At 36.7% G+C, this 22,354-nt stretch carries 17 protein-coding genes; 6 read left to right on the forward strand and 11 right to left on the reverse strand.

All coding sequences use genetic code 11. The features are described from left to right. Positions 1–571 precede the first annotated feature (571 nt). From rpiB to AC5SR4_RS06200, 3 genes are read left to right on the forward strand one after another with little or no spacing between them, the layout of a single operon-like run. Positions 572–1,006: a ribose 5-phosphate isomerase B gene (gene rpiB, locus AC5SR4_RS06190; RefSeq protein ID WP_495358666.1), complete on the forward strand. Its 435-nt coding sequence runs from the start codon at positions 572–574 to the stop codon at positions 1,004–1,006. Next, positions 1,007–1,924: a cation diffusion facilitator family transporter gene (locus AC5SR4_RS06195; protein WP_495358667.1), complete on the forward strand. Its 918-nt coding sequence runs from the start codon at positions 1,007–1,009 to the stop codon at positions 1,922–1,924. Between the two features lie 14 nt (positions 1,925–1,938). Further along, positions 1,939–2,385 carry a GNAT family N-acetyltransferase gene (locus AC5SR4_RS06200; RefSeq protein ID WP_495358668.1) on the forward strand — a complete coding sequence of 149 codons (447 nt, stop codon included), beginning with the start codon at positions 1,939–1,941 and terminating at the stop codon, positions 2,383–2,385. 4 nt (positions 2,386–2,389) lie between these two features. Here the strand turns inward: AC5SR4_RS06200 and AC5SR4_RS06205 are convergent, their stop codons facing one another. From AC5SR4_RS06205 to rnpA, 4 genes are all read right to left on the reverse strand, one after another. Beyond that, a complete protein-coding gene (locus tag AC5SR4_RS06205; protein ID WP_495358669.1) occupies positions 2,390–3,841 on the reverse strand; it encodes a T9SS type B sorting domain-containing protein in 1,452 nt (483 codons plus the stop codon). A gap of 10 nt (positions 3,842–3,851) precedes the next feature. After that, a complete protein-coding gene (locus tag AC5SR4_RS06210; RefSeq protein WP_495358670.1) occupies positions 3,852–4,700 on the reverse strand; it encodes an OmpA family protein in 849 nt (282 codons plus the stop codon). Between the two features lie 87 nt (positions 4,701–4,787). Further along, positions 4,788–6,422 (reverse strand): S41 family peptidase, encoded by a 1,635-nt coding sequence (locus AC5SR4_RS06215; protein WP_495358671.1) that lies wholly within the window; start codon positions 6,420–6,422, stop codon positions 4,788–4,790. An 84-nt stretch (positions 6,423–6,506) separates the two neighbouring features. Next, positions 6,507–6,965, reverse strand: a complete 459-nt coding sequence (gene rnpA, locus AC5SR4_RS06220) for a ribonuclease P protein component (RefSeq protein ID WP_495358672.1) — start codon at positions 6,963–6,965, stop codon at positions 6,507–6,509. 132 nt (positions 6,966–7,097) lie between these two features. Here rnpA and AC5SR4_RS06225 point away from each other — a divergent pair, with 132 nt between their 5' ends. Continuing rightward, a complete protein-coding gene (locus tag AC5SR4_RS06225; protein ID WP_495358673.1) occupies positions 7,098–8,948 on the forward strand; it encodes a glutamate-cysteine ligase family protein in 1,851 nt (616 codons plus the stop codon). A gap of 3 nt (positions 8,949–8,951) precedes the next feature. Further along, positions 8,952–10,142 carry an aspartoacylase gene (locus tag AC5SR4_RS06230; protein WP_495358674.1) on the forward strand — a complete coding sequence of 397 codons (1,191 nt, stop codon included), beginning with the start codon at positions 8,952–8,954 and terminating at the stop codon, positions 10,140–10,142. Positions 10,143–10,195: 53 nt separating this feature from the next. Here AC5SR4_RS06230 and AC5SR4_RS06235 read toward each other — a convergent pair whose 3' ends face one another. From AC5SR4_RS06235 to AC5SR4_RS06265, 7 genes are all read right to left on the reverse strand, one after another. Further along, complete coding sequence (locus tag AC5SR4_RS06235) at positions 10,196–11,743, reverse strand: pectinesterase family protein (protein WP_495358675.1); 1,548 nt, start codon at positions 11,741–11,743, stop codon at positions 10,196–10,198. Between the two features lie 4 nt (positions 11,744–11,747). Next, the gene (locus AC5SR4_RS06240; RefSeq protein WP_495358676.1) at positions 11,748–12,395 is read right to left on the reverse strand and encodes a DUF3826 domain-containing protein; all 648 of its coding nucleotides are present in this window, start codon (positions 12,393–12,395) and stop codon (positions 11,748–11,750) included. 174 nt (positions 12,396–12,569) lie between these two features. Further along, the gene (locus AC5SR4_RS06245; RefSeq protein WP_495358677.1) at positions 12,570–14,414 is read right to left on the reverse strand and encodes a M1 family metallopeptidase; all 1,845 of its coding nucleotides are present in this window, start codon (positions 14,412–14,414) and stop codon (positions 12,570–12,572) included. A gap of 61 nt (positions 14,415–14,475) precedes the next feature. After that, complete coding sequence (locus tag AC5SR4_RS06250) at positions 14,476–16,089, reverse strand: S8 family peptidase (protein ID WP_495358678.1); 1,614 nt, start codon at positions 16,087–16,089, stop codon at positions 14,476–14,478. Between the two features lie 34 nt (positions 16,090–16,123). Beyond that, positions 16,124–16,984, reverse strand: coding sequence for an MBL fold metallo-hydrolase (locus AC5SR4_RS06255; RefSeq protein WP_495358679.1), 861 nt, complete (start codon positions 16,982–16,984; stop codon positions 16,124–16,126). Positions 16,985–17,038: 54 nt separating this feature from the next. Beyond that, the gene (locus AC5SR4_RS06260) at positions 17,039–19,234 is read right to left on the reverse strand and encodes a SulP family inorganic anion transporter (RefSeq protein WP_495358680.1); all 2,196 of its coding nucleotides are present in this window, start codon (positions 19,232–19,234) and stop codon (positions 17,039–17,041) included. Continuing rightward, a complete protein-coding gene (locus AC5SR4_RS06265) occupies positions 19,231–20,076 on the reverse strand; it encodes a universal stress protein (RefSeq protein ID WP_495358681.1) in 846 nt (281 codons plus the stop codon). The genes AC5SR4_RS06260 and AC5SR4_RS06265 overlap by 4 nt, the downstream gene beginning before the upstream one ends. 206 nt (positions 20,077–20,282) lie before the next feature. Here AC5SR4_RS06265 and AC5SR4_RS06270 point away from each other — a divergent pair, with 206 nt between their 5' ends. Next, positions 20,283–22,106: a cation:proton antiporter gene (locus AC5SR4_RS06270; RefSeq protein WP_495358682.1), complete on the forward strand. Its 1,824-nt coding sequence runs from the start codon at positions 20,283–20,285 to the stop codon at positions 22,104–22,106. Positions 22,107–22,354: the final 248 nt, after the last annotated feature.

Raw genomic sequence — 22,354 nt, forward strand, 5'->3', positions numbered from 1 at the left:
ATATCGTTAAATTTTACTATTTTATCGATGATCTTCACTTTTTTATCTAATTTTTAAAGTTTAATCTTACATTAATAAATTTATTAGCAATAAACATACATGTTAACATTATATATCATTACTATAATTTCTTTTTAAAATTTAAAAAATAAAATGGGTATTATTATAGCTTGTTAATATGTGGTATAACTTTATTGTATTTTATTTTGATTACAATTTATTTACTTTCTATTAATAGTTAATTAACAATGTAAATTGTTTTAATTCATTCATTATTAATGTTTTTATGGTTTATATAAACAGTTGTTAACAAGTAAAAAATAGAGGTAATTATTAATACTTTTTTTAAATATGGTGTTTATATCTACCACTTTTTAATCTCATAAATTAGCTAAAAAAAACAGCTAAAATATTTGCTTATATCTTATCCGTTTTTGCTTGATAAAAAAAATTGAATTATCAATATTTTAGTTTTAAAATTTAATAAACAGTTATTAACAAGTAATGAATAAACTAATACACAATATTTATAATTACTACCTTTGTATTATATGTTATTAATATAAGTAAAATGAAAATTTCTATAGGAAACGACCACGCTGGTACAGATTATAAATTTGCTATTGTTAAATACCTGGAATCAAAAGGTTATAAGGTCACAAATTATGGGACAGATAGTAATGATAGCGTAGATTATGCAGATTTTGTACATCCTGTTGCAAAGGATGTTGAATCTAATAAAGCCGATTTTGGTATTCTAATATGTGGTAGTGCCAACGGTGTAGCCATGACAGCTAATAAACATCAAAAGATAAGGGCTGGTTTATGTTGGAATAAAGAAATTGTTCATCTTATACGCAGCCATAATAATGCTAATATTTTATGTATTCCTGCTCGGTTTATAGCGATACCGCAAGCAGTTGAAATGGTAGATGTTTTTTTAAATACACCATTTGAGGGTGGCAGACACCAAAAAAGAATAGATAAAATACCATTATCGTGTTAAATGTCGCATACCGATAGCCATAACCACCCCCATGCTCATAATGATTTAAGAGGGCGTAACCTTTTAATATCCATTTTATTGAACATCCTTATAACAGCATCACAAGTTATAGGAGGTTTAATATCTGGTAGTTTAGCACTTTTAAGTGATGCTCTTCATAATTTTAGCGATGTTTTATCCTTGATAGTTAGTTATGCAGCTAATAAATTATCAAAGAAAGAAGCATCTATTTATAGAACATTTGGCTACAAACGTGCCGAAATACTAGCAGCTTTTGTAAATGCCTCAACTTTAATTATTGTTGCCATTTTATTAATTAATGAAGCTATTAAGCGATTTCAAAATCCTGAAGAAATAAAATCTAATTTGGTTATCTGGCTATCCCTTATTGGTATTATTGCCAATGGCTTAAGCGTGTTATTATTAAAAAAGGATTCTAAGTCTAATATGAACATGCGCAGTGCATATTTACATTTACTTACCGATATGATGGCCAGTGTAGCAGTGCTTTTAGGGGGCTTATTAATGAAATTTTACCAAATTTATTGGGTAGACAGTGTACTAACTTTAGCAATCGCCTTGTATTTAATATGGATGGGATACGATTTATTAAAAACATCTACAAAAGTTTTAATGCTATTTACACCCGATAACATTCCTATTAAAAAAATAGTAGATGAAATCAATGATTTTGATAGCATTAAAAACGTACACCACGTACATGTTTGGCAGCTCAATGAAGAAGAAATACATTTAGAGGCCCATATTGATTTTACCGATGATATTACATTATCTCAATTTGATGCTATTTTACATGAAATTGAAGCGTTGGTTTTTAGTAAGTATGATATAAACCATGTAAATATTCAACCTGAGTTTCGTAAGCCCGACGCAAAGGATGTGATAGTACAAGATTAAAAATAAAGCATTTTATGCTAACCATTCAAGTTAAATCTTTTAAGGCATTAACCAAGCAGGCACTCTATGATGTATTACAACTTCGCAGTGACGTGTTTGTGGTAGAACAAAATTGTATTTACCAGGATATTGATGGGAAAGATCAAAAAGCTTTGCATGTTTTGGGTTATAAAAACAAACGATTAATAGCGTATTCACGTATTTTTAAACCAGGTGATTATTTTGATTATGCCAGTATAGGACGTGTTGTTGTAGCAAAAAACGAGCGTCGCTTTAAATATGGTTATGCTATTATGAATGCTTCTGTTTTAGCTATTAAAAACCATTACCAAGTGTCTAAAATTAAAATATCGGCACAGTTATACCTCAAAACATTTTATAATAACATCGGGTTTAAAGAAGAAGGTAAACCATATTTAGAAGATGATATCCCCCATATTGCCATGATAAAGGATTTATAAACAACTACCTTTTTAAAGTAAAGTGGCCTTTTACAACATCACCAGAATTTAAAGTAATAGCATACCAATAATCATCTGTTTCCAATAATTTACCATTAAAAGTACCATTCCAACCAGCTGAATTTGGCAATAGTGATTTTAAAAGCTTTCCATAGCGATTATAAACATGAATAATACTAATAACATTATCATTATCTAAAACGTTCCAAACATCGTGCTTACCATCATTGTTGGGTGTAAAGTATTTTGGAATGTAAAAGCTTAATTCTGTAATAGTAACATTAAAGTTTGATTCATTACTATTACAAGCAGTTTCATTGTAAATGTAAATGGTTTGCGATGTAGAAATAACATCACCCGGATATAATGGGGTACCGTTTCCTCCAGATTGGGTATAATAATTACCGTTGGTTATATTGGGCAAAGTATAGCTGGTTCCTATATAATCATTTAAGCTGTCAACAGGTATTAAATCAGTACATGCAGTTTCTGTTTCCACAAAACTTGAATTAGCATCTACGTCTGACCAATTAAGAGTACTATAGTTAGCATTATCTACAAGAATACAAGATAGGTTGGGATTTAAAATAGCGTGGAAAAATGTTATTTTAGAGTTATTTCCACTTCTCACATCCAATCCACATAAATCGTTCTCCGCACAGGATAAGATTTCTAAATTTTTTTTATCAGAAACATCTATATAAGAAAGCATGTTTCTAAAGCAAATTAAATCCTCAAGGGCATCATTATACGATATATCTATATCTAAAATATTATTTTCATAAAAGGACAAGGTGTTTAATTCTAAATTATTGGTTACATCTAAATCTGTTAATTGGTTTTCACCACAAATTAATATATTAAGTGATGTGTTGTTGCTTACATCCAGATCTGTTAGCAAATTACTATCACAATAAAGTTCGTCCAGACTTAAATTGTTACTAACATCCAGTATTGGTATTTGGTTATTTCCACAAGACAGGATATTTAATTTTAGATTTTGTGAGACATCCAATGCTGCAATATTGTTAATGTTGCATACTAAAGAGATAAGATTGGTATTTTGACTTACATCTAAAGCAGTAATTTGATTTCGTTCACACCATAAAATAGTTAATTCAGTATTATTGGTTATATCTAAACTTGTTAATTGGTTATTAAATAAATACAATTGTAATAATTTTGTGTTTTTAGATATATCTATACTTGTTAATTGATTTTCCTCACAGTTAAGGATTTCCAAGGCAGCAAAATCCTCAATACCTGTTAAATTGGAAATGTTTTTTAAAGAAATATCCAAGGCTGTTATATTGGCAATGTTAGCGGTTGGAACCATGCCATTAGCAGGAGCAACATCAAAACCCAGATCAATTAAGGCTTGTTCAAAATTTGGATCAGGAATATTAGTGTTTTGTGAAAAACCGGCCAGACAAAATAAGACAACACAAACAAGCATTGCCCACCTTTTAATCGCCCACATAGGTTATTAGAATTTCAACACGTCTATCGAATTTTGGGTCGCCACCAAGCGGAAATTTTCTTCGCATACCCAAATACCGCATTCTTTTTTTGTCAACCCCTTTTTTTGCAAAATAGTCATAAACATATTTAGCACGTGCAACCGATAAGTTACGCTGCTTTGTTTTTCTATCTATGGCATCTCTGCTAAACTTGGTACAGCATACATGCCCTTGTATGGTAAAATAAATATCCTTCCGTTCTACCAACGCCTTGGCAATAGATTCTAATGTTTTTTTAGATTCTGGCATTACAGTGCTATATCCTGTTTTAAATAAAATATTTTCAAAAATAATCTTATCGCCCACCTTAAGCTCGCCCTTAATGATTTCGGGTACAGCTTTCTTTTCAACCACTTCCTCAAGGGGTTCTTCTTTCTTTTCTTCAGCTGTTTTTGGATGCACAATAATTTCCACCTTTCTATTCAAGCCCCTTAGTTTGGTAATGTTTTTTTCTTCAACAATTTTTAAAAGAATCTCACCCTTACCATCAACATTGCTAATTAAATCTTCGCTTATTTCGTTACTTGAAAAAATGGTTTTTATAGCATCGGCACGCTGTTGGGATAGCTTTAAATTATAAGAAGAAGCCCCAATATCATCACAAAAACCAAAAATAGAAATGGAATCTATTTCAATATCTGCTAAGGCTGAAATAAAAAGCAACAGCCTACTTTCTTCTGTGGTAGGAACAATATATTTATCGGTGTCAAAATAAACTTCGTGCGTTAATTTGTTTTGAGAAAAAGAAAATGCGCAGTAAAACGTTAATAATATTGATATAAACAGTTTATTCATAGTAGAATTATAGAACAGGATATAAATATACTATTTTTAATGAATTTTTGTTTTTCTATATGCCTTATAAAGGTATTTACACCAAATTTACCTTAAATAATTTAGATAAACAGACGGATTGCCAAGTATTTCGGTTGCTTTCTTTATTTTGGAGTCGTGTATTTTGTAATACTCGTATAGGCCTTCCCTGTAAACATAGCGTTTTACAATTTCTTCAGTTAATAACTCCAACAAATAGGCTTTGTTTTCATCTATAACATCAACTTTAGATTTATTTAGATTAGCAATCAAGGTATTAAAATCGGCTTCAATATTATCATTTAATTCTTCTTTTGTCGCGGCTTCAAATGCTTTATAGAGGGCTTTTTCTGTATCTGTTTCAAAAGAAAAGTTATTGGTTTTTAAATAGTTTTTAAAGGATGAAAAATCGGTATCGTTAAGTTTTAGCGCGTTAATGTCATCTATTTTGTGTTTATAATAATAATCGGTGGCGTAATTAAATATTAAATCGTTGTTTATAATAGCATTGGTAATGGCAGAATTCTTGGAAGCTTCAAAAATGGCATCTGGAAAAATACCGCCGCCATCAAATACCTTTCTACCACTTTTGGTTTTAAATTCATTATAGTTTTCTTGTTTTACTCTCACAGCCTGGCCTTTTTCATCTCTATGCCAATAATCTAAAGACTGGATACAACGCCCCGAAGGTGTATAATATCTTGAAATGGTAATTTTAACCTGTGTACCATAGGTAAGCTGCTTGGGGCGCTGTACTAAACCTTTACCAAAACTTCTAGAACCTACAATAACAGCACGGTCTAAATCCTGCAACGATCCCGATACAATTTCACTGGCCGATGCACTGCCGCCATCAATTAAAACCACCAGGGGTATTTCGGTATCTATGGGTTCGTTTTGGGTGTAATAGGTTTTATTGTATTTTTTTACTTTAGACTTGGTGGTAACTACCAATTGGCCTTTAGGCACAAATAAGTTTACAATTTTAATGGCTTCATTTAGTAATCCACCAGGGTTGCCGCGTAGGTCTAAGATAATGCGCTCAGCACCTTGAGCCTTTAAATCCCTAAGGGCATAATTAGTTTCATAGGCAGCTTTGTCGTTAAAACGGCTTAGTACGATATATCCGGTTTTATCATTGACCATCGAAAAGTGCGGAACGGCATTTATTTCTACCTCGGCACGCTTTATTTTGGCTGTTTGGGTTTTGCCCTGGCGCTTATAAACCACTTCAACCGAGCTACCCGTAACACCTTTTAACAATTCGCCAGCATTTTCCTTATAGGTCTCAATAAGGGTATTGCCCACTTTAATAATTTCATCACCTGCTTTTAAGCCTGCTTTATCGGCCGGGTAATCTTTGTATGGCTCAATAATCACCAACTTGTCTTTTAATGTTTTTATTTTGGCACCAATACCCGTATAATCGCCCGTATTATTTATTCTGGCAGCCTCTACATCCTGCTCATTCATAAAATTGGTATAGGGGTCTAGGTCGGCCAACATGCTCTTAATGGCTGTATCCATTAAATCCCCGGGGTTCGTCTCGTCCACATAATTCATGTTTAGCTCTTTAAACAGCGTTGTAAAAATTTCAAGCTGCTTAGCTATTTCAAAAAAATCGTTATTAAAGGAAGTGGTTGTTATAAATAACAGGCACGCCAAGGCGGGTGTTAGTATTCTTTTTTTTAGTAGATGTTTCATTTTTTAGATATTAGAGGTTAGATATTAGAGGTTTTAACAATAGATTCTTATGTCCAATCCCTTTTGTTTTTGCAAACGTAATATTCATGTGTCTTCTAAATTAACAGAAACCTTGTTTGTAAACTTATCAAAAAGACGTTTCATTTGGGTTTCAATTTGGGTTAACGTCGGTTTATCTTTGCCAATGTACAAAATCATAAACGCATATTGTGCTGAAATGTTGTTAAAATAATGGGCTTTGTTAAGCCTATAAGCTTCTCTAATTAAACGCTTTATACGGTTTCTATCTACAGCAGTCTTAAAATTTCGCTTACTAACCGAAACCCCTGCTTTGGCCACAACATCCTCTTTAAAAGTTGCGGGCATATATACCAGACGCAATGGAAAAGCCGAAACCGATTGTCCCTCAGCAAACAATTGTTCAATAAGCTTTTTGCTCTTTAATTTTTCTTTTTTATTAAACGTAAATCCCAAATGCTGCTTTTTTAATAACCAAAGGTAATGAAATATAAAAATGGGTGCACCTTTTTTTGGTTTTAGCACACAACCATTCTTGTTTAACAATCATTCCAGAAGTTTTAAATTCTGGGTTTCTTATAGAACTCGACATGACAAAAATCATTTTAATAACCTGTAATTATGGGTATATTAACTGATTAGTTAAATCAATAGGTCATGGGCGATTTAAATGTTTCAAAAATTAAAACAAAAAATGATCAATCTAATTATTTACACCATTTGTTAGATGATATTAAGGCGCTAGACATCATGATAAAAAAGGGGATGATTGAAGAAGCCCCGATTAGAATTGGTGCAGAACAGGAGGTTTTTTTGGTGAACAATCAATTTTTGCCAGAAAACAAATCCGTGAATCTTTTAAAGGCTATTGACAATAAACATTTTACTACCGAAATAAGCAAGTACAGCCTTGAGATAAACTTAGATGTTTTAGAGCTTAAAGACCAATGTTTTTCAGCCATGCAAAATCAACTCGATACATTGTTGGAAATCGCTAAAAAAACCGCCTTAAAGAAAAACATTAAAATTTTGCTTACAGGTATTTTACCTTCTTTATCTGTTAATAATGTTGACGATAAAAGTATGACAAAATTAAAAAGGTACGCTGTTTTAAACGATGTTGTAAAAAGCAATCGTAAGCGGGGTTTTAATGTGCACATTAAAGGTGTTGATGAATTAAACCTATTGCACAATTCGGCCATGCTAGAGGGGTGCAACACCAGTTTTCAGGCACATTTACAAGTCAGCCCCCAAATATTTGTAGATACATATAACTGGGCACAAGCTATCTCAGGGCCTATTTTAAGCATTTGTACCAATTCGCCACTGCTTTTTGGTAAAGAATTGTGGAGTGAAACCCGAATTGCATTGTTTACACAAAGTTTTGATACACGGGTAAATTCTTATTTGTTAAACGAAAAACAATCTCGGGTTAGTTTTGGTAACAACTGGCAAACAGGGGATATTACAGATATTTTTAAAGACAACATTTCAAGGTTTAGAAGTTTTTTGACTACCAATTTTACAAAAAACAGCGTAGATATGCTCAACAATAACGAAATTCCAAAGCTAAAGGCATTGCGCATCCATAACGGTACGGTGTATCCTTGGAACCGGGTTTGCTATGGTACTTACAACGGCAAACCCAATTTAAGAATAGAGAACCGATACATACCTTCGGGTCCAACCACAGCCGATGAAATTGCCAATATGGTTTTTTGGGTAGGCGTTATGTTGGGGAAACCTAAAAAATATAACAATATTCATGAAAAGTGGGATTTTAAAGATGTTAAAACCAACTTTTTTAATGCAGCCCGTTATGGAATGGCTACCCAATTTTATTGGGATGGTAAACACATTTCCAGTTACGACCTCATTTTAAATCAATTACTCCCCATTGCATACCAAGGTTTACAAAAGGCAGGGATAGCTTTAAATGATGTGACGTATTATTTAAACATTATAAAAAACAGAGCACACAAACAAAACAGTTCTGAATGGATCATAAGAAACTATAGGTACTTATTAAAAGCCCATAAGCGTTTTGAAGCCATGCAAATGCTTACTGCCAAAATGTATGAAAAGCAAGAAACTGGTAATCCAATATATAAATGGGATATGTTGGATAGGGCTTATAGTAGAACCCATAAAAATTATTTGGTTGTTAAGCATATTATGAGTTCTGATATTTTTTCGGTTGATCGACATGATACTGTTGAACTCGTTTTAAGCGTTATGACATGGAAAAACATCCATCACATGCCCGTTATTAATAATAAAGAGGAGTTGGTTGGTTTAATAAGCTGGAGCGACATTAAAGGCTATTTAAATAATTCCAGCAAGCAAAAAACAAGCATGTCCCAAGTAATGAAAACCAATATTATAACAGTTGACGAATACACCAAGGTATCTGATGCAAAACAACTAATGAAAGCAAACAAAATTAACTGTTTACCTGTAGTTAAGGGCAAAAAGCTAATAGGCCTCGTTACAAAAAATGATTTTTAAATTATGGTATCTGTTTATAGCAAAGCACTCAACACCAGTATTCAGGTAAATCGGGTTTTGGGCATTAAAAAGGGCGCATTACCAGGTCCTACTTTAGTGTTTTTTGGTGGGATTCATGGCAACGAAACCTCTGGGGTGTTTGCGTTAAAAAGGGTTTTAAAAACGTTGTCCTCGGCACATTTAAATGGGAACGTTTACGCACTTTCAGGTAATTTGCAAGCATTAAAAAATCACAAACGGTTTATAAAACAGGACCTTAATCGTATTTGGACAAAAGAAAACATTACAGCCATAAAGTATAAAACGGAAGTTACCAATGAAGAAGCAGAGCTTTTAGAGTTAACACATATCTTAGAGGATATCTTACAACAGGGATCTCCTCCATTTTACTTTATAGATTTACATACCACATCCAGTAAAACATTGCCCTTTATAACACTTAATGACGCCATAATTAATAGAAAGTTTGCAAAACAATACCCCGTTCCAATTGTTTTAGGTATTGAGGAGTATTTAAACGGCGCTTTATTAAGTTATATAAATCAATTGGGCTATGTTTCTATAGGTTTCGAATCTGGACAACACGATGCGATGTCTGCCATAACAAACCATGTAGCCTTTATAAATTTAAGCTTATTTTATACCCAGGCTTTAAAGGATATGCCCTTAGATAGTGTTTCAAATTACCATGAAACATTGAAAGCCCAAGCTAAGCATATGGTTAAGGTGTTTGAAATTGTACATCTTCATAAAATTCAGGAAAACCACACATTTAAAATGCTAGAGGGGTTTAAAAGCTTTCAGCCTGTAAAAAAGGGAACCCTGTTAGCCAAGAGTAACGCTAAAGCAGTGCTATCGCCACGCAGCGGCAGCTTATTTATGCCATTATATCAAGACAAAGGTGAGGACGGGTTTTTTATCATAAAGCCCATAAACCCTTTATTTTTAAAGTTATCCCAAGTATTAAGGTACACTAAAATGGATAATTTGTTGGTGTTGTTGCCGGGTATTTCCTGGTTACATAAAAAAGAGGGTGTTTTAAAGGTTAACCTTAAGGTGGCCCAATTTTTTGCAAAACCTATTTTTCATTTACTGGGCTATAGGAGCAGAAAAATGGACAAGACCCATTTACTGCTCAATAACCGAGAGCGTGTTGCAAAAACTTATATGTATAAGCATGAAAAGTGGTATTAATTACATGTGTTTTAATAAAAAAACAGATAAAAATTAACGTAAAAAGCAACTAACTATAGGTTTGGTTTTGGGCGCCAACCGTCTAACACAAACATGGGGTTAGAGTAATTCTCAATAAGTTCCTTATCCTTTTTCATAGTGAGCTGACGAGAGTGTTTAGCACGTTGCGATATATCTACAGGTTTGCCATCACTAACATTAGTGCTGTTATATTCCCAATAATGCACATTTGTAGTGTCGCCCCCAACAGGGCCCCAGCCAACGGGCGCAATATTTTCAAGAGAACAGTTAATTAGTACAGATTCACAGTATGGGTAGGAAGTACCACCATTGGTAGGGGCTCGTGCCAAGGTAGTTCCGCCAGGCCTAAGCCCTGTAAACTTACAGTTAACAAATACATTACCGTGGTTGGCATCGGTATTTCGTATCCATTGGAAAGGACCACGAGAGCTCAATTCACAGTTTAGGAAAAAAGCAGCACCACGTCCCAATATGGTATCACCGCCACCGTCTAGTTTAACATTCTCAAAGTAAGCTGTTCCATTGATTTGTAGGGCATCGCCAGAACCAATAATGTTTACATCTTTTACAAATATTTTTTCACCATTGATGAGCAAACCCTCGGCTTGTCCTTTTAATAGTGTTTGAACGGTCATGTTCATCAGCTGTATATTGGTACAATTGTCAATGGCAAATGCAGCTCTGCGCGATGGAAATGTTCCAGGCCATTCATTGGTCTTTATGTTCCAGGGATGTGGATTAAACACTTCATTATTGGCATATTGTACAATAACTTTATCACGGTCTTCGCCCTGTATGGTAATATTGGTTTTATTTCTAAAATAGACGAGTTCTTCGTAGAGACCATTTTTAATAAAAATGTTAACGGTATCTTTATTATAATCAGGAATGTAATCTATGGCGCCTTGTAAGGTGTTGAAATCGCCTGTACCCAGATCGTCTACAATCAACTTACTATCGGCTAGGCTAGGAGCAGTTTTGCGAGTACTAAAACGCCACGTATTTTTATTGTAAATGCCCTTAAATGTTCCTTTGGTGGGCGATACTACGGTACTATCCACCAAGACATAATAGCTTTTGTTATAATCTAAAAGGTTATGGTGTAAATAGATCGTTGCTGTATTATCATGAACAATAATGGGATAAAAATGAAAGGCATCGGTAAATCCACCAATAATGGTTAACTGGTATTCATCAGAAGTTGGTAAGGCTGTTCCAGATGGCGTACCGGGTTTGGTATTGGCATTGGTAAGCGTGCTGGGGCCATATTCATAAGGTTTCTGAGTATAGGTGGCCTTCGGGTTTCTATTGGATTCGGTAGGTCCCGGTGGAATACTCATATCAATAGCGTCCACTAAGGAATCGTTACTACGGTCGTACACTCTAATGGTTCCCTGATTCCCTATAATGGGCTTACTGTCAAATGTCAGTTTTAAATGGGTATCCGGGTTGATACTTTGTTCACTTTGAGCCGGATAGAACGTTAGGTTTTTAAATGTTTCGTTTTGTTTGCAGGAAACGGTTAGCACCCCAATAATCAAAACAAACAAGCCTTTAAACAGGTAAGGTTTACAATTCATGAGATTACTTTTTTCCTTTAGCTTCTTTTTCTGCTCTGGCACGCTTTACGTAATCTTTATACATTTGTCTCCAATTACGTCCATTAGCATTTAAGTATTGCTCGTTCTTGGTTTTATAAATTTCAAAGATGGCTGAGATTTGTTTCATGTTTTTATAATCCACGGCCATTTCGCGCGCTTCTTTAAGGTTCTTTAAAATCACGGCTTCTTCTTCGGCAGTCATGTTAGGTACAATGGCCTGATAGCCTTTTAATGTAAATGCTACTTTACCAATAGTATATTTATCTAAAATGGTTTCTACCTGATCTTCGGCAAGGTTTGCTCTGAGCCCCGACATTAAAGCTTCATGAACACTACCGGGCATAGCTGAGTCAGCAATAATGGAACGGTCCAGATCACTTAGTTTTTCGCCTGTTCTGGGGTTAATGCCTGCAGGAACCGTATTAGCATGGGTATTGTGCCAGTCTCTTACGGCTATTAAATGGGTTGTAATAACATTGGTAACCTGGTTTTCTTTGTTACTGTCATTAAGGTTTAAATCAGCCACCCACGCTTGGGCTTTTTTATGTATATCTGAGTTTTTCGCATCTTGTGCGGCACAAAGATTTGTTGCTATTAAAAGTAGAAGAAGAGGTGTTTTAAGATATTTCATGACCATAGTTGCTTTTATTGTATAGTTTGTTTAATCTTTAAGACTTGATTATACGCTTAAAGTTTAATTCGGTAGCTTTTTTGGTATGATTTTTTATCTGCTTTGCCATTGTAAAATAACAAAAAAGGCTTAACCATTTAAGGATAAGCCTTTTTTAAATTAAAAACAACAGGGTTATTTGCTGTTATTGTCCCTATTAATATCTGCCATCATTTGTTTAGGGTCTATCTGTACCTCTTTAACAGGCTTGTCTGTTTTAAAAGTGTATGTTGGGTAGGCCCAAGCCCAGTCTGCTATTATATGGGCATTAGTTGGCTTTTCGCCCCGCATCATTTGTAATGGAATATAGAAATCTTCCGTACTACCATCGGTATAGGTTACTGTTAAATCTATGGGCATGGGCATTAAGCCATTACGCTCTAAGGTTACCGTTTGGCCATCAATGGCTTTTACACCATAATCAATAACATTGGTAGTTCGCGTCCAATCATTTAAATACCAATCCAGCTCCAGTCCCGAAACGGTTTCGGCCACCCTAATAAAATCGGTACGGGTTGGGTGCTTAAAGGCCCAGGTATCAAAGTATTGTTTTATAGTTTTCTTTTGGTTTTCGTCGCCAATTACATAAGCCAATTGATTTAAAAACACATAGCCTTTGTAATAAGACGAGATAGAGGCGGACCGCCTAAAATAAAAACGGTCGGCATGTGTGGTTTGAGGTTGTTCAGTACCCGATCGGGCATAGGATGTATAGGTTTTATAAACACGCTGTGTAGGCACCTCAAAGGATTTATTGAAAATACTACATTCAGCCAATTCACCAAAGTATTCGGTAAATCCTTCATCCATCCAATAATCTGTTAGTTCGTTGGTAGCCAATAAAAACTGAAACCACGAGTGTGCCATTTCGTGGGCGGTAACACCAAACAAGCCATTAAAGGTGCCTTGGCCCAAAATAAGTGTACACATACCGTACTCCATACCCCCGTCACCACCTTGAATAATAGAGTATTGTTTATAGGGGTATTTACCAATATTATTGCTATAAAACTGCATAAGCTCTACGGCCTTGGGTTGTAAGTTTTTCCAGTTTTCCAGTTTTTCTTCTGGCATGGTTTTCTTATACAGAAAATGCAGCATGGGCCCATCGGGAACTTGCATGGTATCATGGTTGTAGTCTGGATCGGCAGCCCAGGTAAAATCATGTACATTGGGGGCTATAAAATGCCAGGTAAGTTTTTTGCCTTTAGGCCTGTTTACTTTACCGGTTTCATAACCGTGACCAACGGCATTCGGATTTTGTAAGTAGCCTGTACCGCCTACCACATAATCTTTATCGATGGTTAAGGTAACATCAAAATCGCCCCAAACACCATGAAACTCACGGTCTAAATAGGGGTCGGCATGCCAGCCTTCATAATCATATTCGGCCATTTTAGGATACCATTGTGCCATAGATAGCGCAACACCTTCATTATTATTTCTGCCAGAACGACGTATTTGAACAGGCACTTGGGCATCAAAAAGCATATTAAAAGTAACACGTTCACCAGGTTGTATGGGTTTGGCTAAGGTAACCTCTAAAACCGTCCCTACGGTTTCGTGTTTTAAAGCCACACCATTTTGCTCTAGTGCATTTACTTTTATATACCCTATTTCGTCGGGTTTTAATTTACTAATTCGGTCTTTTACCCTAGAATCTGGATCTGGGACATTTTGGGAACGGACATCCATTTCGCTGCCGGGCTGAAAGGCATTAAAGTATAAATGATAGAACACTTTGTTTAAAACATTCGGGGAGTTATTGGTGTACACCAGTGTTTGTTTCCCTGTGTATTGGTAGTTTTTTACATCCATATCGATTTCCATTTTATAATCGACATGTTGTTGCCAATAGCCGGGTTTTGGTTGCTTGACTTCGCTTGCTATGCCATTGGATTGTGGTGTGGCAAGCGGTTTTTGGGCATGACACGACCAAAACAAGAAAACGGCTAATAAAGTAACTAGAAGGTGTTTCATAAGATTAAGGATTTAAAAAAAGAAAGGGGCCTACAAAGCCCCTTTTTTATATAATTTAATATTACTTAGACGCCATCTGAGATGCCATGATTAAGGCATTAAAGGCGTTAACTATTTTTCCAGAGGATGTAAGTTCACTAAAAGGTCTTACATCGTTGGTGTCGCCACCAACAACTACTTTGGTTTTTAATGCTAAGCCAGAGTCCATAATAATTTGTTTTACCTGCCCAGCAGTTAGTGTTGGGTAATAAGAACGAATTAAAGCAGCTACACCTGCAACGGCAGGTGCTGCCATAGACGTTCCGCCTTTGGTATCGTATTCGTTTTCTGGTGTTGTAGAATATACTTTGGCACCTGGAGCAAACACATCTACATTGCGTTTTCCGTAGTTAGAGAAACTTGCAATTATTCCCGAACCATACTTTGGTTCAAGAGCACCCACTCTAATGTAGTTGTTAGAAACTTCTACATAATTCACGTTATCGTCTGGAAAGTTGGGTTCTGTATCAACGTCTTTACTGTCGTTTCCGGCAGCATGTACAAAAACCACATCGTGTTTTCCAGCATAAGCAATGGCATCGCGTACCCAATCGCTGTGGGGCGAAAAGCTTTTACCAAAACTTCCGTTAATTACTTTCGCGCCATTATCTACAGCATAACGAATGGCCAATGCCACATCTTTGTCATACTCATCACCATTAGGCACGGCCCTAACGCTCATTATTTTTACATTGTTGGCAACACCGTTGGCACCTTTGCCGTTATTTCTTTCAGCAGCAATAATACCCGCTACGTGTGTCCCATGGCTCTCGGTTTTAACCGTGGGCTTTACATTGCCGTCACCATAGCCTTTTTTATCAGATAGATCATCTGGATTGTCCCCAGTTAAACGGCCGTTAAAATCTTTATTTAAATTGTAGTCTAAACGATCGTTAATGCCTATTAGGGCATCGCTAATTTCATCTATGGCTTCGTCTAAGGATTCCATACCATTACTGTACATGTATTTTGCAATTTGTACAGCTTTACTCAACGTCTCATCATCTGTTTCAATGGCGGTGACTTCTTCTTTGGTATAGTCGTCTTTACCTAAGTGTTTTTTTAGAGCATCATCGGCCGATTTTACTTGTGCATAAATTTGGTCATATTGTGTTTTTCTACCTGACCATTTTGAATACTCCGTCTCATATTCTTTTTGAGCTCTGGCATAGTCTGGGTTGCTAGTGTCGCCACTGGTTAAAATACGCACAAACTCCAATTGTTCGTTGTAGGCTTTTCCTAAAAAGTTCCATCCGTGTATATCGTCTACATAACCGTTGTTATCATCATCTACACCATTATTCGGAATTTCATCCTCGTTGGTCCAAACCACGTCATCTAAGTCTTCATGGTCTATATCAATACCAGAATCTATAACGGCTACAATTACCGTGTTTCCTTTTTTGTTTTTAATAAGCTCGTCATAAGCTTTATCCACACTCATCCCAGGAATGGTGTCTTTTACTAAATCTAAATGCCCCCAATTGTGTTTTTCAGCTTCTGTTAATTCAGAAACTTTTAATGGAGACGAGTCGATATTTTCGACTGGGGTGGATATGATGCTGGCAGTACTTCCGCAACCATAAAATAAAGCAGTAGCTAGTACTGACATGGATAATATTCGAATTGTTTTCATTTTATAATATTTGTGAATTGTATATAGTTTTAATTTAATTGAAAATATCTTGTGTTGAAAAAACCGCTTTAAGCCTAACGCCTTTTTCGGTATGTTTTACAGTAATAATTTGGTTGTGCGCATCGTGTTCTAAAAACAGATAATAATTATGGGTCGCTGCCAAATTAAGGAACTTTTCTTTTTCATCCAACGTTAATAAAGGCCGGGTATCGTACCCCATAACGTAGGGTATGGGCAAATGCCCAACGGTGGGCAATAAATCGGCCATAAACGCTATGGTTTTGCCTTTATATTGAATAAGAGGAATCATTTGTTTTTCGGTATGTCCATCAGCAAAAAAGATATCAAAGCCCAATGCCGAGTTTTGCAGCATATCATCCTTAGGAAGTGCTGTAAACTGTAATTGTCCGCTGGCTTCCATGGGCAGGATGTTTTCTTTTAAAAACGAAGCTTTTTCACGTTTATTGGGCTGTGTGGCCCATTGCCAATGGTTTTTGTTGCTCCAAAAGTGGGCATTTTTAAAAGCGGGCTCGTAACCGGTCTTGTCGCGGTTCCATTGTATGCTACCGCCACAATGGTCAAAATGCAAGTGTGTCATAAACACATCGGTAATGTCATCGGGGTGAAAGCCGTGTTTTTTAAGTGACCCCTCCAAAGTGTCATTGCCCCAAAGGTGGTAATAGCCATAAAACTTTTCAGATTGCTTTTGGCCCATGCCCGTATCAATTAATATCAGTCTGTTGCCATCTTCAATAAGTAAACAACGTGCCGCAATGTCTATCATGTTGTTGGCATCGGCAGGATTGGTTTTTTGCCATAGAGACTTTGGTACCACACCAAACATGGCGCCACCATCCAGCTTAAAGTTTCCAGCATTTACTGCGTATAAATTCATAGGGCGATAAAATTAGTAAATCTATAGAGAATGCTAGGTCTTGTTAAGAATATATTAAGAAATAACCGCTTTTAATCGTTTTCCAAAATCGAACAGTGCTTTTATTTCCTTAATACTGGCCAAGCGTTCCTTGCCCATAATTAAGAGCGCATTGCCATTGGATTCGATGTGGTAATAAGGGTTGCTCTCAAAAAACCGCGTAATATCGTCGTTAAAAAAGGCCTTAATTCCAGCTTCATCGTCCCCCAATAAATAAAAGTGCTTAGAAAAATCGGTATGGTTTTGAATGGGAATGTCCCTAAACCCGGCAAAGGCATATACTTTTTCTAAAAAGCCTTCTTTATCTAAAGTAAATTCGGGTATGGGTTTATCCAGTTGAATATATAGCATGGTAGATCGAACCACCTCTTTAGCGATAAATTCCCCCTCAGAAAATTCAATATCAAAAAGCCGCATGCCTTTGTCCTTGTTATACAATTCGTTGTAAATACGATTGATTTTTTTGGTATTGAAAAACAAAAAGGTACTTAAAAAGGAAACCTCCTTTTGCTTTTTGGAATTATAGCCAAAGTTATAGTCTTCAGCTATGGTTTCCATATGGGCTTGCCGTCTGGTCAAGCTCTTTTTAATTATGTTTGGTACAGGCAATAGGCGTCTAGATGCAAAAGGGTGCTTAGAATCGGTATCGTGCATATCCAAACCTATAACATCAAAGTTGCCACCACGTTTTTTAAAGGTTTCTTGGTAATTGCTTATGTTTTCCATAACAGTATCGTCTACAAACTCACACATAGAAAAGTCTACAATAACATCTTTGTTTTCGGGCACGGCATCCAAACGGTGCTTTAGTTTGTAGTAGTTTAAAAAACTACAAAAATGCTTTACGCTTACGTAAAAGTTGTTTTTGCCGTCCGGTTCTTTAAACATCAACACATTGGGTTTTAGCACATTCCTAAAAAAGAGGCCGAAACTTTTATTTAGGATGATGTGGATGGTGAGCGTTGTTACAACACCAGCCAAAATACCTGTTATAAGCCCTATTTTTAAGGTAAAGATAAGGGTGACGAAAAAGATGATCAATTGTTCTTTACCTACCGAAAAAATCTTTCTAATAACATTGGGCGAGGCTAGCTTATAACCTGTGTAAACCAAAATAGCCATTAAAGCGGGCAGAGGTATTCGGGTTAATTGGGTGCTAAAAAACAAAATGAAAAGCATTAAAAATACGGCGTGAAAAAAGTTGGACGAACGGTTGCTGGCCCCTTGGTTTACGTTTACCGAACTACGGGCAATCACGGTTACAACATTTAAACCGCCCAAAAACCCACTGCCTATGGTCGCCAGACCCAATGCTTTAAGGTCGCGGTTTACATTAGAACGGCGTTTTTCGGGGTCTAACTTATCTACCGCCTTAATACTTAAAAGCGACTCGATGCCAGAAATTAGGGTAAGGGCCAAAACACTGCCCCAAAACGAAAAGCTGGCCATGCTACTAAACTTCAGTTTAGGCATATCGGCAATAATATGTTGTATGGTGGGTATGCCCGAAAGCATGTATTCTTCATCAATGGGGTGGGGTTCGTGCAAAACAAATTCAAAGTAATAACTAATGCCTATAGACAAAAGCACAATCCACATAGGTGCCGGTATAAGCTGTAGATATTTATTTCGGATCTTGGAATAGAACAGCATAATGGCTAGACTGATCAATCCTGCCAAAGCCGCAAAAATAAGTCCCTTATATTCATAATGCAGCACATCGTTTATGGTAAAGGGAATCTCTACCAGATAATCGACCGTATCGGCCCTGTTTATTCTGTGTGCAAGCATGATATGGAACTGTTTGCCCAAAATAATAAGCCCAATGGCGGCCAGCATGCCTTGAATGGCCGAAGAAGGAAAAAAATCGGCCAGTGTACCCATTCTAAAAACCCCTAAAAGGGCCAATAGTACCCCAGAGCATATAATGGCCATATAGGCACTTTGCAGCCCCAAAGTGGTTACAGCTATTAAAAGCACACCTACCAAACCGTTGCCCGGGCCTGTAATGGTCACATAACTACCTCCTGCAATAGATACGACCAAACCACCTACAATCGCTGCAATAATGCCCGCTATGGGTGGTGCCTCACTGGCCATGGCCAGTCCCAGCCCCAAAGGCAATGCAATAAGGCTAACAACAAACCCAGAGAATATGTTTTTGGGTAAGGCCTTAAAAAAGTCTTTTATGTTATTTCTTTTCGGACTCATTGAAGGATTAATACATCGGTTGGCAACTCGGTTAAAATATGTTCAATATCATGGGGGAACAAGCGGTCCCAAAAGGTCATTTTTTTAGGGCCGTTCATCACCAGTAAATCGGCGCGGGTAATTTGTGCATAGTGCCCTATGGAATAGCCTTTTTTTCCAAAAATAGGCTGCAATTTTACAGCGATGTCTTTCGTATAGGTTTCAGGAATATGGCTCAGGATTTCCTTAATTCTGGAGTTTTCCCTTAGCTTAATACGCTCTTTCATAATAGAGGCTTTTCGCAGGGATTTATCATCATCAACTTTTACCGAAACTTCAGCTTGGTTAATTTCCTCAACCACCGTTATTTTATCGGCTTCCAGCTTCTTGGCAACATAAAAAGCAGCAGTAATGGTCTGTTCTGTTTTGGGGTCTTTTAAGCCGTTTACCACAATGTGCTTGCAGGGCACTCTTTTTACGCTGGGCTTAATAAGTAGCAGTACCGAGCAAGTAGCATTACGTGTAATCTTTCGGGCTATGGAACCTACATAATATTTTAAAAAGCGTTCGCGCTGCAATGCTCCTAAAATAAGTAAATCGATGTGCTTTTCTTTGGTAACGGACAATATAACGTTAACAGGGTTGCCTGGTTTAAAAACAATTTCAAAATCTAAAGTGGCCTTAAAGCTTTTAAGGATCATTTTGAGGGCTGAGACCTTATCATCGGAAGCCTCACCAACATGGATTAAATACAGCTTAGCATTAAAAAACACCGATAGCCTGGCAGCCTCATAGAGGTTGGGTTTTAAATTAGGTGAAAAGGCAATGCCTATACCAATGCTTTTAAACGGTTGTAGTGTCAATATCTTTATAGGTTTTAACTAAAACTGGAAAGATAATATTTTTTTAGGAAAGGAAGTAGGGAGTATTTTGAGTTTGCTTTTAAAGCTTGAAGTGTAATCGGAATGACTAAAGACTTTACAACAGTGAAACGGTCTAACATCTAAAAATAAAAACATGAAATCAAACGGATTTACTTAAATTAGTCTTTTTTAAACCAAATTTAGGCATGATTGAATTAGCAGGTATTATCATTTTAGGCATATTGGCACAATGGGTGGCTTGGAAGTTTAAGATTCCAGCTATCCTGCCACTCATATTAATAGGCTTGTTGGTTGGCCCCATTGCAGCCGAGTTTTTTTCTGAGGATGGCTCAAAATGGATCGAGCCTGTTTGGAATGGTGAGAACGGACTGTTTCCGGGAGATGGCCTGTTTTACTTTGTGTCGTTGGCCATTAGTGTCATCCTTTTTGAAGGTGGCCTAACCCTAAAGCGTGCCGAAATAAAAAATGTGGGCCCCGTTATTACCAAACTCATTACCCTGGGCTCGGCCATCACCTTTTTTGGTGCTGGGGTGCTGGCCCATACTATTTTTAGTTTGAGTTGGGAGATGTCTTTCCTGTTTGCGGGATTGGTTATTGTTACGGGCCCTACGGTTATTACTCCTATTTTAAGGAACATTCCACTTAAAAAGGATGTCTCTACTGTATTAAAATGGGAAGGTATTTTAATTGATCCCATAGGCGCCTTGGTAGCGGTATTGGTGTTTGAATTTATTAGTGTAGAGGGCGATAGCGGCTTTACCAAAACGGCCTTGATAGAGTTTGGCAAAATCGTACTGTTTGGTACCACCTTTGGCTTTACGTTTGCCCACGCCTTGGCGTTTGCTATTAACAAGCAGTTTATTCCGCATTACCTATTAAATGTGGTTTCGCTATCTACAGTGCTCTTGGTGTTTGTAGAATCAGAAGTCTTTGCCCACGAGTCGGGCTTATTGGCCGTGGTGGTGATGGGGATGGTTTTGGGCAATGGTAAATTAAAAAATATTAAGGAGCTGCTCTACTTTAAGGAATCGCTCAGTGTGCTGTTAATTTCTATATTATTCATTTTACTGGCGGCTAATATTAATTTTGAAGAGCTCTTACTGTTATACAATTGGAAAACGGTGGCCTTGTTTGCTGCAGTGGTTTTTATACTTCGCCCCCTGGCGGTGTTTATCAGTACCATGGGCTCTAACTTGTCCATTAACGAACGCCTGTTCATCAGTTGGGTAGGACCACGCGGTATTGTAGCGGCGGGTATTGCATCCCTGTTTGGCAGTAAGTTGCTCATGCAAGGCGTGGCCGATGCCGAGTACATTACCCCCCTAGTATTTATGATTGTATTGGGAACGGTATTGCTAAACGCCACAACGGCCAGGCTGTTTGCCAAATTGGTAGGGGTGTTCTTAAAGCGGTCGGAGGGTATTTTAATTGTTGGCGCCTCTAAAGTGTCGCGTTTAATAGGGAAGTACCTTGAAGATAATGGGAGGCATGTGGTGCTTATTGACAGTAACCAAACCAATATTAAACTGGCAGAGGAATTAGGATTGGAAGCTATTAATACCGATATATATTCCGAGACCTTAGAGGATAATGTGGAATTAAACGATGTGGGCTTCCTCATGGCTTTAACCCCCAGTGATGATATTAACCAATACGCTATTAACAAGTTTAGTGAACAATTTGGAGAGAATGGTTCTTTTAGGCTGATTAGTGTGGATGAAATGAGCAACCCCGATAGTGTACCAAAAGAAGGCCTGTTCTCGTTTACTGATGATTATAGTACCCTGGCAAAAGTGTCCCGTAAATACCCTAAAATCCATGAGATGGAAATTAAAAGCCGTGAGCATTACGAATCGTTGATTGAAACGGCCAATAATGATGAGAATATTGTACCCTTATTGGTTAAGGATAAAGAAGGGGTGCTGGAAATCATCTCCTCTTATAATAAGGCTATGGACGATATTGAAGCGGGGTATTTGCTGGTGTATTTAGGAAAGAAGATGGGATAGCAAAGTGATTCTTTACTATGAAGTAATTATGTGTGACGATTTTAAGTATTATGTATCCTGACCACCATTAAGCCATCAAACAAATAAACATCCTAACCCGGCAAATATTTATTTCAAATGTACGGATATATATTATCGCCGGTTTATCACCAAGAAAACCGCTTTTTTTCTTTGAAGGCGATTAAAAACCCGTATTTTGCATCAGTCTATACTGCTACCAAAACAGAAAATGAATGTTGTACCCGTAT

The organism is Aestuariibaculum scopimerae, from assembly GCF_059428085.1.

What these genes read in the sequence shown, in the direction of transcription:
- AC5SR4_RS06210 (WP_495358670.1), bottom strand. Translation starts at nt 4,700, where the DNA reads ATGAATAAACTGTTTATATCAATATTATTAACGTTTTACTGCGCATTT.
- AC5SR4_RS06255 (WP_495358679.1), bottom strand. Translation starts at nt 16,984, where the DNA reads ATGAATTTATACGCAGTAAATGCTGGAAACTTTAAGCTGGATGGTGGC.
- AC5SR4_RS06195 (WP_495358667.1), top strand. Translation starts at nt 1,007, where the DNA reads ATGTCGCATACCGATAGCCATAACCACCCCCATGCTCATAATGATTTA.
- AC5SR4_RS06200 (WP_495358668.1), top strand. Translation starts at nt 1,939, where the DNA reads ATGCTAACCATTCAAGTTAAATCTTTTAAGGCATTAACCAAGCAGGCA.
- rpiB (WP_495358666.1), top strand. Translation starts at nt 572, where the DNA reads ATGAAAATTTCTATAGGAAACGACCACGCTGGTACAGATTATAAATTT.
- AC5SR4_RS06250 (WP_495358678.1), bottom strand. Translation starts at nt 16,089, where the DNA reads ATGAAAACAATTCGAATATTATCCATGTCAGTACTAGCTACTGCTTTA.
- AC5SR4_RS06240 (WP_495358676.1), bottom strand. Translation starts at nt 12,395, where the DNA reads ATGAAATATCTTAAAACACCTCTTCTTCTACTTTTAATAGCAACAAAT.
- AC5SR4_RS06205 (WP_495358669.1), bottom strand. Translation starts at nt 3,841, where the DNA reads ATGCTTGTTTGTGTTGTCTTATTTTGTCTGGCCGGTTTTTCACAAAAC.
- AC5SR4_RS06235 (WP_495358675.1), bottom strand. Translation starts at nt 11,743, where the DNA reads ATGAATTGTAAACCTTACCTGTTTAAAGGCTTGTTTGTTTTGATTATT.
- AC5SR4_RS06215 (WP_495358671.1), bottom strand. Translation starts at nt 6,422, where the DNA reads ATGAAACATCTACTAAAAAAAAGAATACTAACACCCGCCTTGGCGTGC.
- AC5SR4_RS06225 (WP_495358673.1), top strand. Translation starts at nt 7,098, where the DNA reads ATGGGCGATTTAAATGTTTCAAAAATTAAAACAAAAAATGATCAATCT.
- AC5SR4_RS06230 (WP_495358674.1), top strand. Translation starts at nt 8,952, where the DNA reads ATGGTATCTGTTTATAGCAAAGCACTCAACACCAGTATTCAGGTAAAT.
- AC5SR4_RS06270 (WP_495358682.1), top strand. Translation starts at nt 20,283, where the DNA reads ATGATTGAATTAGCAGGTATTATCATTTTAGGCATATTGGCACAATGG.
- AC5SR4_RS06260 (WP_495358680.1), bottom strand. Translation starts at nt 19,234, where the DNA reads ATGAGTCCGAAAAGAAATAACATAAAAGACTTTTTTAAGGCCTTACCC.
- AC5SR4_RS06245 (WP_495358677.1), bottom strand. Translation starts at nt 14,414, where the DNA reads ATGAAACACCTTCTAGTTACTTTATTAGCCGTTTTCTTGTTTTGGTCG.